Below are 14,128 nucleotides of genomic sequence, written 5' to 3'. Positions count from 1 at the left end.
GGGTGGCCTGTCCGTCCGCCCATTCGATGTCGAGGGTGGCACCGCCAGCCGGTCCAGAGGGTCTTCTCGTTGAACTGCAGCCGTTCCGAGGCGAGCGTGCCGAACACCATGGCGGCGAGCGCGCCGTTGCCGACGGGGAGGGCCTCTCGCTCCCGGTCGGCGGCCGGGGTGGCGTACCAGAGCACCGACTACCCCCTCGACACATCGGATGAATCAGCGGGGGCAGCCTCCACGGCTCCGGCCCCCCAGAGCGAGCCCTCCGGCACCTCCGGCCGCTGCCTTTAAGGTCGTTCTTCGAGTGATCCCATGCGGCTCATACGACATGACCCCTGACGCCAGAGATCCGATGACTCTGCGGCAAGGGTCATGACAACACGTGCGGCGCCTCGAACAACGGGGCCTCGGGCGGGACGATTCAGCCCTGCTGGAACAGCTCCGCGGGCAGCGGCTTCAGGAGGGCGTACAAGTCGTCGGTGATGGGGCGGTCCCAGGCGGCGATGGTGACCAGGACGTTGTCGCTGCGGTCGAACTGCACACAGGAGATCCGGCTCTCGGAGAGCTTCAGACGCCGCACGATCAGGAGGTTGTCGCCCTGCATCACCGGCACGTCCTCGCTGCCGACGACGGTGATCTCCTCGTCGTTCTCCAGGGCCAGCAGCAGCTGTGCGACCTCGAACGGGATCTCGCCCTCGGCGACCTCGCGGGCCGGCGAGCCCTCCGGGAGGTTGCCGATGATCATCGCGGGGCCGCGGCCACCGAAGAGGTCGTAACGCAGGAAGACGCCCTGGCAACTGCCGTCGGGGGCGGGCAGCAGCCCGGCGCCCAGATTGCCCGGCCAGTCGCCCGGATCCATGGCCAGTACGTCGAAGTCGGGCCCGGCGGGCGTGGCGCTGCGGCGGCGGAGGAACGACATGTCGCCATGGTACGTGGCCGGACCTGCTCCGTGACGTGCGGGCAGGGGTTCGAGCGCTGCTCCCCGCGCGTGAGCGCGGGCTTCCACGGGCTCCGCCGCGGCCGCCGGGCTCCCGGGCGCCGGGAAAATCCGTTGCCCCGCGAAAGCGGGCCGCCCTACGGTCCCGATCATGCTTCCACCGGTGGAAACGGACGAGGAATGGGACGCCGTCGTCCCGGACGAAACGATCATCCGGCCCGGGGCGGAGGACCTGTGCGCCCGCCTCGGCCTGGGCGGCGCCCCGCTGACCCGCTTCCCGGACGGGTCCCAGCCGGTCTACGCCGTGGGCGACGAGCACGTCCTCAAGCTGTTCCCCGGAGCAGCCGCCGAGGACGGCATCGCCGAGGGCCGGGTCCTCTCCCACATCCAGGGGCTCCTGCCCGTACCGACGCCGCGCGTGCACGACGCCGGCCCGTACGAGAACGGCTGGCGGTACGTGCTGATGTCCCGGCTGCGCGGCGAGAACCTGGCCGGCGCCTGGGACCGGGTACCGCGCGCCGACCGTGAGCGGATCGTCGCCGAGATCGGCGAGGCCCTCGCGGTGCTCCACGGCGTGGATCCCGCGCCGCTCGCGGACGTCCTCGGGCCCGGGGACTGGGGTGCGTTCGTGGACCGGCAGAGCGCCGGGGCGGTGGAGCGCCAGCGCGGGCACGAACTGCCGGACGCCTGGCTGGAGCAGATCCCCGACTTCCTCGCGTCGGTCCCGCTGCCCCGCACGCCGCCCCCGTCCCTGCTGCACACCGAGGTCATGCGGCAGCACTTCCTGGTCGATCCCGACGGCTGGCGGCTGACCGGCCTCTTCGACTTCGAGCCGGCCATGATCGGCGACCGGGCGTACGACTTCATCGGCGTGGGCCTGTTCGTCACCCGCGGCGACCCGCGCCTGCTGGCCCGCCTCACCAAGTCGTACGGCACCGCCTTCGACCCGGCCGAGCTGCTCGCATACACGTTGCTGCACGTGTACAGCAATCTCCCTTGGTATCTACGGGAGTTGGGGGCACCGGCCGACGGCACGCTGCCGTCCCTGGCCGAGGCCTGGTTCGGCACGGACTGACCCGCACCACGGGCTCTTCGCCCGGGCGGCGCGCAGACGGCCGGCGTGCGGGAGGCCGCGCGCCGGCTCACCCGCGCCCGGGCGTCACGTCAGGTCGAACTCGCCCTCCCTCGCCCCCGACACGAAGGCACCCCACTCGGCGGGGGTGAAGATCAGGGAAGGGCTCTCCGGACGGCCGCTGTTGCGCATCGCGATGAACCCCTCGACAAAGGCGATCTGGACATCCCCCACGCCACGGCTGCTCGAGTGCCAGTCGGCGTTGCTGAGGTCCAGCTCCGGCTTGTCCCAGCCCGTGAGCGGCTGCTGCTGGATGGTGGTGCTCTCGGCCACGTCCGTGCTCCTCCCGATTCGCGTCGTCCGCGGGTCAGCCTAGCGATCGGTTCCGAGTGCCGACAGGCCACGTGAGAGGGACCTTTGCGGAGGCCTCGCCACCGCCTTCCGGGGAGTCCTCTCAGGCGTCCGGGGGCGCGGAGCCCACGAGCCACATCGAGAAGAACTGGGACCCGCCGCCGTAGGCGTGCCCGAGTACCTTCCGGGCCCGCTCCACCTGGTGCTCCCCTGCCTGTCCGCGCACTTGAAGGGCGGCTTCCGCGAAGCGGATCATGCCGGAGGCCCCGATGGGGTTGGTGGACAGGACCCCGCCCGACATGTTGACCGGCAGATCGCCGTCGAGCTCGGTCACCCCGGCCTCGGTGAGCTTCCAGCCCTCGCCCTCGGCGGCGAAGCCGAGGTTCTCCAGCCACATGGGTTCGTACCAGGAGAACGGCACGTACATCTCCACGGCGTCGATGTCCCGGCGCGGGTCGGCGATGCCCGCCTGCCGGTACACGTCGGCCGCGCAGTCCTTGCCCGCCTGCGGCGACACGGCGTCCTTGCCGGCGAAGAGGGTGGGCTCGCTGCGCATCGCGCCGCCGAGCATCCAGGCGGGCGGGCGGGGCGCGCGGGCGGCCCCGGCGCGGTCGGTGAGGACCATCGCGCAGGCCCCGTCGGAGGACGGGCAGGTCTCCGAGTAGCGGATCGGGTCCCACAGCATGGGCGAGGCCTGGACCTTCTCCAGGGTGATGTCGTGCTCGTGCAGGTGGGCGTAGGGGTTCTTCAGCGCGTTGCGCCGGTCCTTGTACGCCACCAGTGAGCCGACCGTGTCGGGCGCGCCGCTGCGTCGCATGTACGCGCGCACGTGCGGGGCGAAGAACCCGCCCGCTCCGGCGAGCAGGGGCTGCTGGAAGGGGATGGGCAGGGACAGGCCCCACATGGCGTTCGACTCGGACTGCTTCTCGAAGGCCAGCGTCAGCACGGTGCCGTGGACGCTGGCGGCGACCAGGTTGGCGGCGACGAGGGCGGTGGATCCGCCGACCGAGCCGGCCGTGTGCACCCGGAGCATGGGTTTGCCCACCGCGCCGAGCGCGTCGGCGAGATACAGCTCCGGCATCATCACGCCCTCGAAGAAGTCGGGGGCCTTGCCGATCACCACGGCGTCGATGTCGGCCCACGTCAACTCGGCGTCGTCGAGGGCCCGTCGGGCCGCCTCCCTCACGAGCCCGGCGATCGACACGTCCCGGCGCGCCGCGACGTGCTTGGTCTGGCCGATGCCTACGACGGCCACGGGCTCCTTGCTCATCGCGGATCCCCTTCGAGTACGGCGACCAGGTTCTGTTGCAGACAGGGACCGGACGTGGCGTGCGCGAGCGCCCGGTCGGACTCGCCCCGGTGGACACGGGCGGCGGCCTCTCCGATGCGGATGAGCCCGGCGGCCATGACGGGGTTGGCGGCGAGGGCCCCGCCGGAAGGGTTGACGCGCACTCCGTCGTCGAGCTTGAGCGCCTTGCGCAGGACGACTTCCTGTGAGGTGAAGGGCGCGTGCAACTCGGCGGTGTCCACGGGCCGTTCGAAGGCTCCCGCCTTCTCGGCGGCCAGCCGGGTGGAGGGCGAGTCGGTGAGGTCACGCACGCCGAGGCTGTGCGCCTCGATGCGGTGGTCGACGCCGCGGATCCAGGCGGGCCTGGCGCACAGGTTCCTGGCCCGCTCCCCCGCCGCGAGGATCACGGCGGCGGCCCCGTCGCCGATGGGCGGGCAGTCGCCGGTACGCAGCGGTCGTACGACGTACTCGCCGTGCGGCACCGGACCCCGCAGCTGGGCATGGGAGTTGGCGGTGGCGTCGGCGCGGCTGCGGGCGGCGACGGCGGCGAGCGCGGGCTCGTCCGTGTCGCCGGCGTCGATCAGGGCCTGCGCCTGGAGAGCGGCCAGGGCAACGGAGTCGGGCCAGAGGGGGGCGACGTAGTACGGGTCGAGCTGGCGGGTCAGGACGTCACGCAGGGGGCCGGGTGAGGACTTGCCGTAGGAGTAGACGAGCGCCGTGTCGGCGTCGCCCGTGAGCAGCTTGGTCCACGCCTCGTAGAGCGCCCATGCGCCGTCCATCTCGACGTGCGACTCGGAGATCGGCGGCCAGGCGCCGACGCCGTCCAGGGCGAGGGTGAAGGAGAAGGCCCGGCCGGCGAGGTAGTCGCTGGATCCGGAGCAGGTGAAGCCGATGTCGGCGGTCTTCAGGCCGGTCTGCCCGAGCACGTCGTGCAGGACGGGCATGAGCATCTCCACCTCGGAGAGCTCCTCGCTGGTGCGCCGGTGGTCGGTCTGCGCGAAGGCGACGACGGCGATCTCGCGGTTCACAGCAGCTCCCGGTAGGTGTCGTAGTCCGCGTCGGGCTCGCCCGTGGGCCGGTAGTGGTCGGGGTAGCGGGCGCCTTCGGTCCACACCGGTTCGACCCGCAGGCCCATGCGCACCTGGTCGTAGGGGATGCCGCCGATACGGCCGTGCAGGGCGAGGCCGGCGCCGTCGAGGGCGATGTGGGCGTAGACGTACGGCACTTCGATGTCGAGGTTCTTCGCCTTGATGTTGACGATGCAGAACGTGGTGACTGTGCCGCCGGGACCCACCTCGACCTGTTCTGATGTGGCGAGGCCACATGTGGGGCACGCACCCCTCGGCGGGACGTACACCTTGCGGCAGGACGGGCAGCGTTCGCCGACGTTGCGGTGTTCGGCCAGGGCGTTGATGTAGGCGGTCTGGGCGCGGCCGGGTGAGTAGGTGTAGTCGAGGCGGGCGGTGGCGACGATGCCGGTGACCGGGTCGTCGAACTCGCCGGTGTGCGTCGCTGGTTCGGCCCGGCCGCGGCCGTCCGGGGCGTCCGGGCCGTCGTCGTACGGCTCGAAGCAGGCGATGTCCGTGATGGCACCGGTGCGTTCCCCGGCCCAGCGGACGCGGACGCGCATGCCGGTGTGCACGGCGTCGGGGCCGGGGGCGTCGAGGGCGTGCAGGAGGGCGGTGTCGGCGCCGTCGAGGCGGACCAGGGCCCAGGCGAAGGGGGTGTCGAGGGGCTGGTCGCGGCGGGGGGCGTGGTTCCAGGCCCATGTGGTGACCGTGCCCGTCGGGGCGACCTCGACCAGGTCGCGGATCTCCTCGGCGGTGACGGGGTCGTACTCGACGGGCGGGACGAGCGTTCGGCCGTCGCTGGTGCGGACCCCGAGCACGAGGCGTTCGCGCAGGCCGGTGAGGAAGGCGCTCTGGACGGGGCCGAGGGAACGGGTGAAGGGGAACTCGACGACCAGCGGGGCTTTCAGGACTTCCGGCACGGTGGCTCCCTCGTTAGGCGCGCTTGTAGACGGGCGGCCGCTTCTCCGCGAAGGCGCGGGCGCCTTCCTTGGCGTCCGCGGTGTCGAAGATCGGCCAGCCCCGCTTGAGCTCGGCGGCGAGGCCGTCGGTCTCGGTCATCTCGGCGGTGTCGTAGACCGACGCCTTGACGGCCTCGACGGCCAGCGGCCCGCAGGCGTTGATCCGCTCGGCGATCTCCAGGGCCTTGGCCAGGGCCGCCCCGTCGGGCACCACATGCCCGATCAGGCCGATGTCGGCGGCCTCCTGAGCGCTGTACGGGCGTCCGGTGAGCAGCATCTCCAGGGCGTGGGTGCGCGGGATCTGACGCTGCAGGCGGACCGTGGAGCCGCCGATCGGGAACAGCCCGCGTTTCACCTCGAAGAGCCCGAAGGTTGCCGACTCCCCCGCGACCCGGATGTCGGTGCCCTGGAGTATCTCCGTGCCGCCGGCGACGCAGTACCCCTCGACGGCGGCGATCACCGGTTTGCGGGGGCGGTGGTGGCGCAGCATCGCCTTCCAGTGCAGGTCGGGGTCGGCCTTCAGCCGGTCCCGGTACTGCTCGCCCTCCATTCCCTTCCCGGCCAGCGCCTTGAGGTCCATCCCCGCGCAGAAGGCGTCGCCCGCTCCGGTGAGGACGATCGAGCGGATCGCGTCGTCCTCGTCGGCCTCGATCCAGCCGTCGTACAGACCGACGAGCATGGACAGCGAGAGCGCGTTCCTCGCTTCGGGCCTGTTGAGCGTGAGCACCAGTGTCGCGCCCTCGCGCCGCACGGTGAGGTGTTCGGTCCCACCCATCGCCCATCTCCCCTCTGAAAGAACGAGAACAGGTTGCAGTAGGCGGGGAGGCACTTCAAGGGTTTTCTGACAGGCAGTCAGATTTCTTGTGCGCGGACCCTTCACACTTGTGCCGCCCTTTGCTCTGATGACCGGCAGCCGGTGGTGAGCGAGGTCAGGAGGAGCGGTGGAGTACAACCTTGCCGACCTGTTCGAGTCGGTCGTCGACGCGGTTCCCGACCGTGAGGCGCTCGTGTACATCGACCACCCGGGCACGGGTGCGCAGCGCCGACTGACGTACGCGGAGCTGGACGCGGCCGCCAACCGGATCGGCCACCATCTGATCGACAGCGGGATACGCCCCGGCGAACACCTCGGGCTCCACCTCTACAACGGCGTCGAGTACCTGCAGACGGTGCTGGGCTGCCTGAAGGCGCGGATCGTTCCGGTCAATGTGAACTACCGCTATGTGGAAGAGGAGCTGGTGTACCTGTACCGGGACGCCGACCTGGTGGCCCTGGTCTTCGACGCCGAGTTCACGGCGCGGGTGGCGGCGGCCCTGCCGCAGGTGGACCGGCTGCGACATCTGGTGCGGGTGGGCGATGCGGCCCAGGGTTCGGCGGGGGCGCCGGTCGTGCCCGCCGTGGCCTTCGCGGACGCCGAGCGCGCCGGGGCGCCCGAGCGCGGGTTCCCGGCGCGGTCCGGCGACGACCAGTTCATCATCTACACGGGCGGCACCACCGGGATGCCCAAGGGCGTGATGTGGCGCCAGGAGGACCTCTTCTTCTCCGGGCTGGGCGGGGGCGCGCCGACCGGCGAGCCGGTGAAGAAGCCGGAGGAGCTCGCCGAGCGCGTCGCGGCGGGCGGCGACGGGATCACCTTCTTCCCCACCGCTCCGCTGATGCACGGGACGTCCACATTGACGGCCTTCATCGGCTTCAACTTCGGCCAACGCGTCGTGATCCACCGCAAGTTCGCGCCGGAAGAGGCACTGCGGACGATCGAGAAGGAGAAGGTCACCAGCGTGTCGCTGGTCGGCGACGCGATGCTGCGCCCGCTGGTCGACGCGCTCAGCGGACCGATGAAGGGCACGGACTGCTCGTCGATGTTCAGCGTGTCGTCATCCGGCGCGATCATGTCCGACACGGTGCGCCGACAGTTCCAGGCGCTGGTCCCGAACGTGATGCTGCTGAACAACTTCGGCTCCTCGGAGTCCGGCTTCAACGGGACGGCGACCGAGGACTCGGGCCCCGAGCGCGGCTTCCGCATCCGCGTCAACTCCCGTACGCAGGTGGTCGATCCGGCCACCCACGAGCCGGTCGCGGTGGGTGAGGTGGGCAGGGTCGCGCAGTGCGGTCATGTGCCGCTCGGCTACTACAACGACCCGGGGAAAACGGCCGAGACCTTCTTCGAGAAGGACGGCGAGCGGTGGGTGCTGCTGGGCGACATGGCCACGGTCGACGCGGAGGGCGTCGTCACCGTGCTGGGCCGCGGCTCGCAGTGCATCAACACCGGCGGCGAGAAGGTGTACCCGGAGGAGGTCGAGCAGGCGCTCAAGTCGCATCCCGACGTGTACGACGCGTTGGTGGCCGGGGTGCCGGACGCGAAGTGGGGACACCACGTGGCGGCCGTGGTGCAGTTGCGGACGGGTGCGGTACAGCCGTCGCTGGAGGACATCCAGACCCACTGCCGCTCCCACCTCGCGGGATACAAGATCCCTCGCCAACTGGTCCTCACGGACTCGATCCGGCGCTCGCCGAGCGGGAAGGCGGACTACCGGTGGGCGCGCGAGGTGGCCGCGGCTGCGGACGGGTGAATTCCGGACAGGTCCGATTGAACCTAAGGTGACGTGCGGACGTACACGTGGTGGCAGGCTCGGTCATCGGGCGCTGTTTGCCATGCCATCGCAAGACCGCACGGGAGGACCTCCGGGTGTCGCAGGAGGCAACAGAGGAAGCAACGCGAGAGACGGAAGAAGCGGGGACGCAAGAAGCGAGGACGGCTGAGGCGGGGCCGGTTGAAGCGGATTCGGTTGAAGCGGAGTCGGCTGAAGCGGATTCGGTTGAAGCGGGCGAGACCGCCGAGGCCGTCGACCCGGCGAAGACGGCCGAGTCGGTTGAGGCTGCCGGGCCGGCTGAGACGGCCGGCGAATCCGAGCAACCCCGCCCCGCGGCGACGCCCGGCTCCCCCTTGCCCTCCCCCGGCTGGTTCGGCTGGCGGCGCCGCTACCCCCGTACGGCCCACGGCGTCACCGCGGGGACGACCGTCCTGGCCGGTGTGCTCCTGCTCTTCGCGCTCCTCGTGCCCAACCGCCTCGACCGGCTCGGCCCCGAGGCGTTCTTCCGTCTCCCGGCCGAGGGGATCCTGCTCGCGGGCCTGCTGCTGGCGCTGCCGCCCCGGTCACGACGGCTGATGGCGGTGGTGTCGGGTGCGCTCCTCGGTCTGCTCACCGTCCTGAAGTTCGTCGACATGGGCTTCTACCAGGTGCTGGCCCGCCCCTTCGACCTCGTCCTGGACTGGATACTGCTCGACGACGCGGCGGAGTTCGTCCGGGAGACCTTCGGGCGGACCGGTCAGGTGCTCGCGGTGGTCGGCGTGATCGTCCTGATCCTCGCCGTGCTCGTCCTCATGACGCTGGCGATGGTGCGGGTGACGAACCTCATGGTCCGTCACCGGCCCACCGCCGCCCGCACGACGCTGATCCTCGGGACCGCCTGGATGACCTGCATGACACTGGGCGTCCAAGTCGCCGGCGTCCCGCTGGCCACCAAGGGCAACGCCGAGTTCGTCAACAACCGTGTCGAACAGGTGCGCGCGGGCCTCAAGGACGGACAGGTCTTCCAGAAGCAGGCGGCGGTGGACGCCTTCGCGAAGACGCCGCCGGACCAGCTGCTGACGGGGCTGCGCGGCAAGGACGTGCTGTTCACGTTCATCGAGAGCTACGGCCGTGTCGCGATCGACGACCCGGCGATGGCACCGCAGATCGACGCGGTGCTCAAGGAGGGAACGAGCTCGCTCAAGGCGTCCGGGTTCCAGTCGCGCAGCGCCTGGCTGAGGTCGCCGGTGACGGGAGCGGGCAGCTGGCTGGCGCACTCCACGTTCCTCTCCGGTCTCTGGATCAAGAACCAGCAGCGGTACCGGAGTCTGACGACCAGCGACCGCGCGACCCTGAACAGCTACTTCCGCAAGACCGGCGCCTGGCGCACGGTCGGCGTCGTGCCCGGGGTGCGGCGGGCCTGGCCGGAGGGCAAGTACTTCGCCCTCGACCACATCTACGACTCCGAGCACCTGGGCTACCACGGCCCGTACTTCAGCTGGACCCCCGTGCCCGACCAGTTCAGCCTGGAGGCCTTCCAGCGGCTGGAGCACGGCAAGAAGAACCGCGAGCCGATCATGGCGGAGATCATCCTGGCCTCCAGCCACAACCCCTGGTCCCCCATCGCCCGCATGGTCGACTGGGACGACCTCGGCGACGGCTCGGTCTTCCACCAGATCAAGAAGGAGGGCACGGATCCCAAGGAGGTCTGGAAGGACCCCGAGCGCGTCCGCACCGAGTACCGCCGTGCCATCGAGTACTCGGTCCGCAGCCTCACCGAGTGGGTGGAGCGCTACGGCACCGACGACACGGTCCTCGTCTTCCTCGGCGACCACCAGCCCGTCCCGACCGTCACGGCCGGCAGCACGAGCAAGGACGTCCCCGTCACGATCGTCGCCCGCGACCAGAAGGTCCTGGACCGCATCGCCGACTGGAACTGGACGGACGGCCTCAAGCCCGCCGAGAACGCCCCGACCTGGGGCATGGACCGCTTCCGGGATCGGTTCATGACGGCGTACGGGCCTCGGGCGGGCTGAGCGGCCGACGGTGCGGTCGCGGCGTCGCCGCGGTGCGGGGGCACCGTATGGCGTAGCAGTACGCGACGGCGCACGGGTGGCGTCCCTACGGTCGCAGTGACGGTCGAAGAGGCCTCAGGACCGAAGGGGAACGCCCGTGAAGGGACGCATACGCATACGCGCGCTGTGCGCGACCGCGATCACCGTTGTCGTCACCGCCGGCCCGGCGGTCCAGGTCGCCCACGCGCGGGGCGACCTGGACTGCAGCGACTTCAGCTTCCAGGAAGACGCGCAGGCGGAGTTCAACCGCGACAGAAACGACCCCAACCGCCTGGACGATGACCACGGAAGGGGACGGGACGACGACATCGCCTGCGAGGACCTCCCTCGCCGTGTCTCGCCCGTCGCGCCCATCGCGACCCCGCCCCCCACGGTGTCGCCGCTCCCGACGCGGGGAGTCAGAGGCGGCCTGGGCGGTAGTTCGGGACCGTCGGACTTCGAGGTGGCTGCGGGGGCCGGCCTGGCCGTCGGCGCGCTGGGACTGACCTTGGGGTACGTCGTGTACCGGCGTCGGCTCGGCTCCGGGAGCTAGGCCGGGCGTCGAGGCGCACTGCCCCGCTTCTTCCGGTGCAACGCCAACACCCAGCCCACCAGGGCGCACACATGCAGCAGCGGGCCGCCCACCGGCAGGAAGCTCACCGTGCCGGGCAGGCTGCGGGCGGCCGTCACCATGACGATGCGCAAGTGGGGCGGGAAACGGGCGGTGGCAGGACTCGGGCCGGGCGCAGCAGCCGTAGGACGGTGGCGTTCTCACGGACCAGCGGCAGGAAAAGTCGGCGAGGCAGACGTGTTCGGCGCGGCCCAGCCACTGCTGCCGCTCCCCTGCCAGGCTTCGGTACGTCTCCGCGCCGAGCAGTGCCGCGTTGGCCCGCGTTGGCCCGGATCAGGCCGAGGGCCGTGAGGGCAAGTGGCTCGCTCAGGGCCGGCCGACCACGTCCTGGCCCTCCACCGCGTCGTGCGGTGCGTCCGCCGACGGCTCGGCCCCGGCATCGCCCTCGGCCGCGCCCCGGGTGTCCGCCGGGCCTCCGGACGTGCGCCCGCCCAGGCGCTCCGTCAGACGCGTCGCCACGGGCTCCGTGTAACGGGCCGTGAGCGGGCCCAGGATCACCAGGATCAGCACGTACGCGGTGGCCAGCGGCCCCAGTGACGGCTCGATGCCGGCGGTGACGGCGAGCCCGGCGATGACGATGGAGAACTCACCGCGGGCGACCAGCGTCCCGCCCGCGCGCCAGCGGCCCTTGACGGAGATCCCGGCCCGCTTGGCGGCCCAGTAGCCGGTGGCGATCTTCGTCAGCGCGGTGACGACGGCCAGGGCCAGCGCCGGCAGCAGCACCGGCGGGATGCTCGCGGGATCGGTGTGCAGCCCGAAGAAGACGAAGAACACCGCGGCGAACAGATCCCGCAGCGGTGCCAGCAGGTTGTGCGCCCCCTCGGCCACCTCGCCGGACAGGGCGATGCCGACGAGGAACGCGCCGACGGCGGCGGACACCTGGAGCTGCTGGGCGAGCCCGGCCACGACCAGAGTGAGGCCCAGCACGACGAGCAGCAGTTTCTCGGGGTCGTCGCTGGACACGAAGCGGGAGATGTGGCGGCCGTACCGCACCGCGAGCAGGAGCACGAGTCCGGCCACGCCCAGCGCGATGGCCAGGGTGACGCTCCCCGCCGCGAGCCCCGCGCCGGCGAGCAGCGCGGTGACGATCGGCAGATAGACGGCCATGGAGAGGTCTTCGAGGACCAGGATGCTCAGCACGACCGGCGTCTCGCGGTTGCCGAGCCGCCCGAGGTCGCCGAGGACCTTGGCGATGACGCCGGAGGACGAGATCCAGGTGACGCCGGCCAGGACGACGGCGGCGACCGGGCCCCAGCCGAGCAGCAGGGCCATCGCCGCGCCGGGCAGGGCGTTGAGGGCGGCGTCGACGAGCCCGGCCGGGTACTGGGTCTTGAGGTTGGAGACGAGGTCGCTGGCCGTGTACTCGAGGCCGAGCATCAGCAACAGCAGGATCACGCCGATCTCGGCGCCGATGGCGACGAAGTCCTCGCTGGTGCCCAGGGGAAGGAGGCCGCCCTCGCCGAAGGCGAGCCCGGCCAGGAGGTACAGGGGTATCGGCGAGAACTGGAAGCGCGCGGCGAAGCGGCCCAGCAGGCCGAGGCCGAGGATGATCGCGCCGAACTCGATGAGGAAGACCGCGGAGGAGTGCATCGCGGCTCACTCCCGCCCGAGTATCGCGGCGGCCGTCTCCACGCCTTCGCGGGTGCCGATCACGATCAGGGTGTCGCCGCCGGCCAGCCGGAAGTCCGGCGCCGGCGAGGGGATCGCCTCGGCGCGCCGCAGCACGGCCACGATCGACACACCGGTCTCGGTACGCATCCGGGTCTCGCCCAGCAGCCGCCCGTTCCAGTGCGACGTGGGCGACAGCTCGATCCGCTCGGCGACCAGGCCCAGTTCGGTGGTGGACAGCAGGTTGGGACTGTGGTGCGCGGGCATCAGCGCGTCGATCAGCGTGGCCGCCTCGCCCGCGGTGAGTCGGACCGACAACGCGCACGCGTCCGGATCGTCCTGGCGATACGCGCTGAACGTCCGCGATCCGTCCCGGTGGGCGACCACCGACAGGCGACGCTGTTCGCGGGTGGTGAGGTCGTAGCGGACCCCGATGCCGGGCAATGGCGTGCTGCTCAGGCGTGGAGCGCCCACAGCTGTCCCCCTCGTTCAGGTGTCTCTTCCAGCACTCTTTGACGAAATTTTAATGACCCGTGATCTTGCGCCCGAACTCAGCCCGCTCCCTGGCCACTCCCGTCCAGGAAGGCGACGACACGCTGAACGAACCATTCGCCGTCGTCGAGCCACGGATAGTGCCCGGCGCCGGGCTGCACGGCGAACTCGGCGTTCGGGAAGACGTCTGCGGTGCGGCGGGCGAGTTCGGGGCGGGGGCCGCCGTCGAGTCCGCCTGCCAGAACGAGGACCGGGGCGGATAGGCGGGAGAGCGCCAGACGCGTCGCGGGCGGGTCGTAGGCGCCGTCGGAGCCGTAGATGTCGGCGGCCTCGTCGTTGGACTCGTCGTCGGCGCGCATGTCGTGTTGCTGGGCGGCGTCGTCCCAGCGCCCGTAGAAGAAGGGCGCGAACAAGGGGTCGAAGTCCCCGGAGCCGGCCAGCCACGCTTCGAACGCCGGGAACGCCTCCGCGAACCACGGCTCGCCCTCCCGCAACCGGGCGGCTGCCAGCCGGTCCTCGGCCGTGGCGGGCATCCCCAGCGCCCAGGGCGTCGCGGTCACCAGGGCCAGCCGTGACACGCGCTGCGGATGGCGGGCGGCGTAGAGCATCGCGAGGCTCCCGCCCGCCGAGTGGGCGAGGACATCCATATGGGCCAGCCCCATGTGGGCCCGCAACACCTCCACGTCGTCCACCAAGTGGTCGCAGCGGTACGTCGCCGGATCCGTAGGCACGGCCGAGTGCCCGGTGCCCCGCAGGTCGAGCAGCACCAGCTGCCGGTGTGTCACGAGGCCGCCCAGGTCGCCGAGGTAGGCGGAGGCCCGCATCGGTCCGCCGGGCAGCACGACGAGTGGTTCGCCCTCCCCTTGCAGGTGGTAGGCGATCTCGGTCCCGTCGGAGGCGGTGAAGAACGGCATGACGCCGATCCTGGTCACCGAGGCGCGTTCACCGCAACGGAGTTGTCCGCCGGGGCAGGGCCTCCCGAGCCCGCTGCGCGGCGGCGTCGCCGACAGAAAGTGCGGGCCGCCCTCTTGCCTGATCAATCACCGCCTGAATTACTGATCCCGAACACCCGGACCGAATGATCGGTCGTCCGGATTGGTGC

The 14,128-nt window shown here is 71.2% G+C and carries 13 protein-coding genes and 2 pseudogenes; 4 read left to right on the top strand and 11 right to left on the bottom strand.

Annotated elements, in window-relative coordinates; genetic code table 11:
• Positions 1 to 38: 38 nt before the first annotated feature.
• Both EJ357_RS44150 and EJ357_RS44145 read right to left on the bottom strand, forming a co-directional pair.
• Positions 39 to 185 (bottom strand): annotated as a pseudogene (locus tag EJ357_RS44150) (glycoside hydrolase N-terminal domain-containing protein); the annotation flags it as partial.
• 230 nt (positions 186 to 415) lie between these two features.
• A complete protein-coding gene (locus tag EJ357_RS44145; protein ID WP_126397949.1) occupies positions 416 to 913 on the bottom strand; it encodes a hypothetical protein in 498 nt (165 codons plus the stop codon).
• Positions 914 to 1,082: 169 nt separating this feature from the next.
• Between EJ357_RS44145 and EJ357_RS44140 the strand changes: the two genes are divergently transcribed.
• Positions 1,083 to 2,006: a phosphotransferase family protein gene (locus tag EJ357_RS44140; protein WP_175647752.1), complete on the top strand. Its 924-nt coding sequence runs from the start codon at positions 1,083 to 1,085 to the stop codon at positions 2,004 to 2,006.
• A gap of 84 nt (positions 2,007 to 2,090) precedes the next feature.
• Here EJ357_RS44140 and EJ357_RS44135 read toward each other — a convergent pair whose 3' ends face one another.
• The 5 genes from EJ357_RS44135 to EJ357_RS44115 all read right to left on the bottom strand — a co-directional run bounded on the left by EJ357_RS44135 (position 2,091) and on the right by EJ357_RS44115 (position 6,446).
• Complete coding sequence (locus EJ357_RS44135) at positions 2,091 to 2,336, bottom strand: DUF397 domain-containing protein (protein WP_126397947.1); 246 nt, start codon at positions 2,334 to 2,336, stop codon at positions 2,091 to 2,093.
• A 121-nt stretch (positions 2,337 to 2,457) separates the two neighbouring features.
• Positions 2,458 to 3,624, bottom strand: a complete 1,167-nt coding sequence (locus EJ357_RS44130) for a thiolase domain-containing protein (RefSeq protein WP_126397945.1) — start codon at positions 3,622 to 3,624, stop codon at positions 2,458 to 2,460.
• The gene (locus EJ357_RS44125; protein WP_126397943.1) at positions 3,621 to 4,670 is read right to left on the bottom strand and encodes a thiolase domain-containing protein; all 1,050 of its coding nucleotides are present in this window, start codon (positions 4,668 to 4,670) and stop codon (positions 3,621 to 3,623) included. The genes EJ357_RS44130 and EJ357_RS44125 overlap by 4 nt, the downstream gene beginning before the upstream one ends.
• Complete coding sequence (locus tag EJ357_RS44120; RefSeq protein ID WP_126397941.1) at positions 4,667 to 5,632, bottom strand: Zn-ribbon domain-containing OB-fold protein; 966 nt, start codon at positions 5,630 to 5,632, stop codon at positions 4,667 to 4,669. Before EJ357_RS44120 ends, EJ357_RS44125 begins: the two co-directional genes overlap by 4 nt.
• Before the next feature lie 13 nt (positions 5,633 to 5,645).
• On the bottom strand, positions 5,646 to 6,446 hold the full coding sequence (locus EJ357_RS44115; RefSeq protein ID WP_126397939.1) for a crotonase/enoyl-CoA hydratase family protein: 801 nt from the start codon (positions 6,444 to 6,446) through the stop codon (positions 5,646 to 5,648).
• 166 nt (positions 6,447 to 6,612) lie between these two features.
• Between EJ357_RS44115 and EJ357_RS44110 the strand changes: the two genes are divergently transcribed.
• The 3 genes from EJ357_RS44110 to EJ357_RS44100 all read left to right on the top strand — a co-directional run bounded on the left by EJ357_RS44110 (position 6,613) and on the right by EJ357_RS44100 (position 10,848).
• Positions 6,613 to 8,241: an acyl-CoA synthetase gene (locus tag EJ357_RS44110; RefSeq protein ID WP_126397937.1), complete on the top strand. Its 1,629-nt coding sequence runs from the start codon at positions 6,613 to 6,615 to the stop codon at positions 8,239 to 8,241.
• 374 nt (positions 8,242 to 8,615) lie between these two features.
• Complete coding sequence (locus EJ357_RS44105; RefSeq protein WP_228472800.1) at positions 8,616 to 10,277, top strand: alkaline phosphatase family protein; 1,662 nt, start codon at positions 8,616 to 8,618, stop codon at positions 10,275 to 10,277.
• Between the two features lie 136 nt (positions 10,278 to 10,413).
• The gene (locus tag EJ357_RS44100) at positions 10,414 to 10,848 is read left to right on the top strand and encodes a hypothetical protein (protein ID WP_228472799.1); all 435 of its coding nucleotides are present in this window, start codon (positions 10,414 to 10,416) and stop codon (positions 10,846 to 10,848) included.
• A 47-nt stretch (positions 10,849 to 10,895) separates the two neighbouring features.
• Here EJ357_RS44100 and EJ357_RS49880 read toward each other — a convergent pair.
• The 4 genes and pseudogenes from EJ357_RS49880 to EJ357_RS44080 form a co-directional block, all read right to left on the bottom strand.
• Positions 10,896 to 11,172: pseudogene (locus tag EJ357_RS49880) on the bottom strand (ion transporter); the annotation flags it as partial.
• 60 nt (positions 11,173 to 11,232) lie between these two features.
• Positions 11,233 to 12,516, bottom strand: a complete 1,284-nt coding sequence (locus tag EJ357_RS44090) for a cation:proton antiporter (RefSeq protein WP_126397933.1) — start codon at positions 12,514 to 12,516, stop codon at positions 11,233 to 11,235.
• A 6-nt stretch (positions 12,517 to 12,522) separates the two neighbouring features.
• Complete coding sequence (locus EJ357_RS44085; RefSeq protein ID WP_175647750.1) at positions 12,523 to 13,008, bottom strand: cation:proton antiporter regulatory subunit; 486 nt, start codon at positions 13,006 to 13,008, stop codon at positions 12,523 to 12,525.
• A gap of 77 nt (positions 13,009 to 13,085) precedes the next feature.
• The gene (locus EJ357_RS44080) at positions 13,086 to 13,940 is read right to left on the bottom strand and encodes an alpha/beta fold hydrolase (protein WP_126397931.1); all 855 of its coding nucleotides are present in this window, start codon (positions 13,938 to 13,940) and stop codon (positions 13,086 to 13,088) included.
• Positions 13,941 to 14,128: the final 188 nt, after the last annotated feature.

It is taken from the genome of Streptomyces cyaneochromogenes, from assembly GCF_003963535.1.
In the GTDB taxonomy this organism is placed as follows: Bacteria; Actinomycetota; Actinomycetes; order Streptomycetales; family Streptomycetaceae; genus Streptomyces; species Streptomyces shaanxiensis.
Note: the sequence above shows the minus strand (reverse complement) of the source record. Positions and strands in the feature narration are given on the sequence as shown.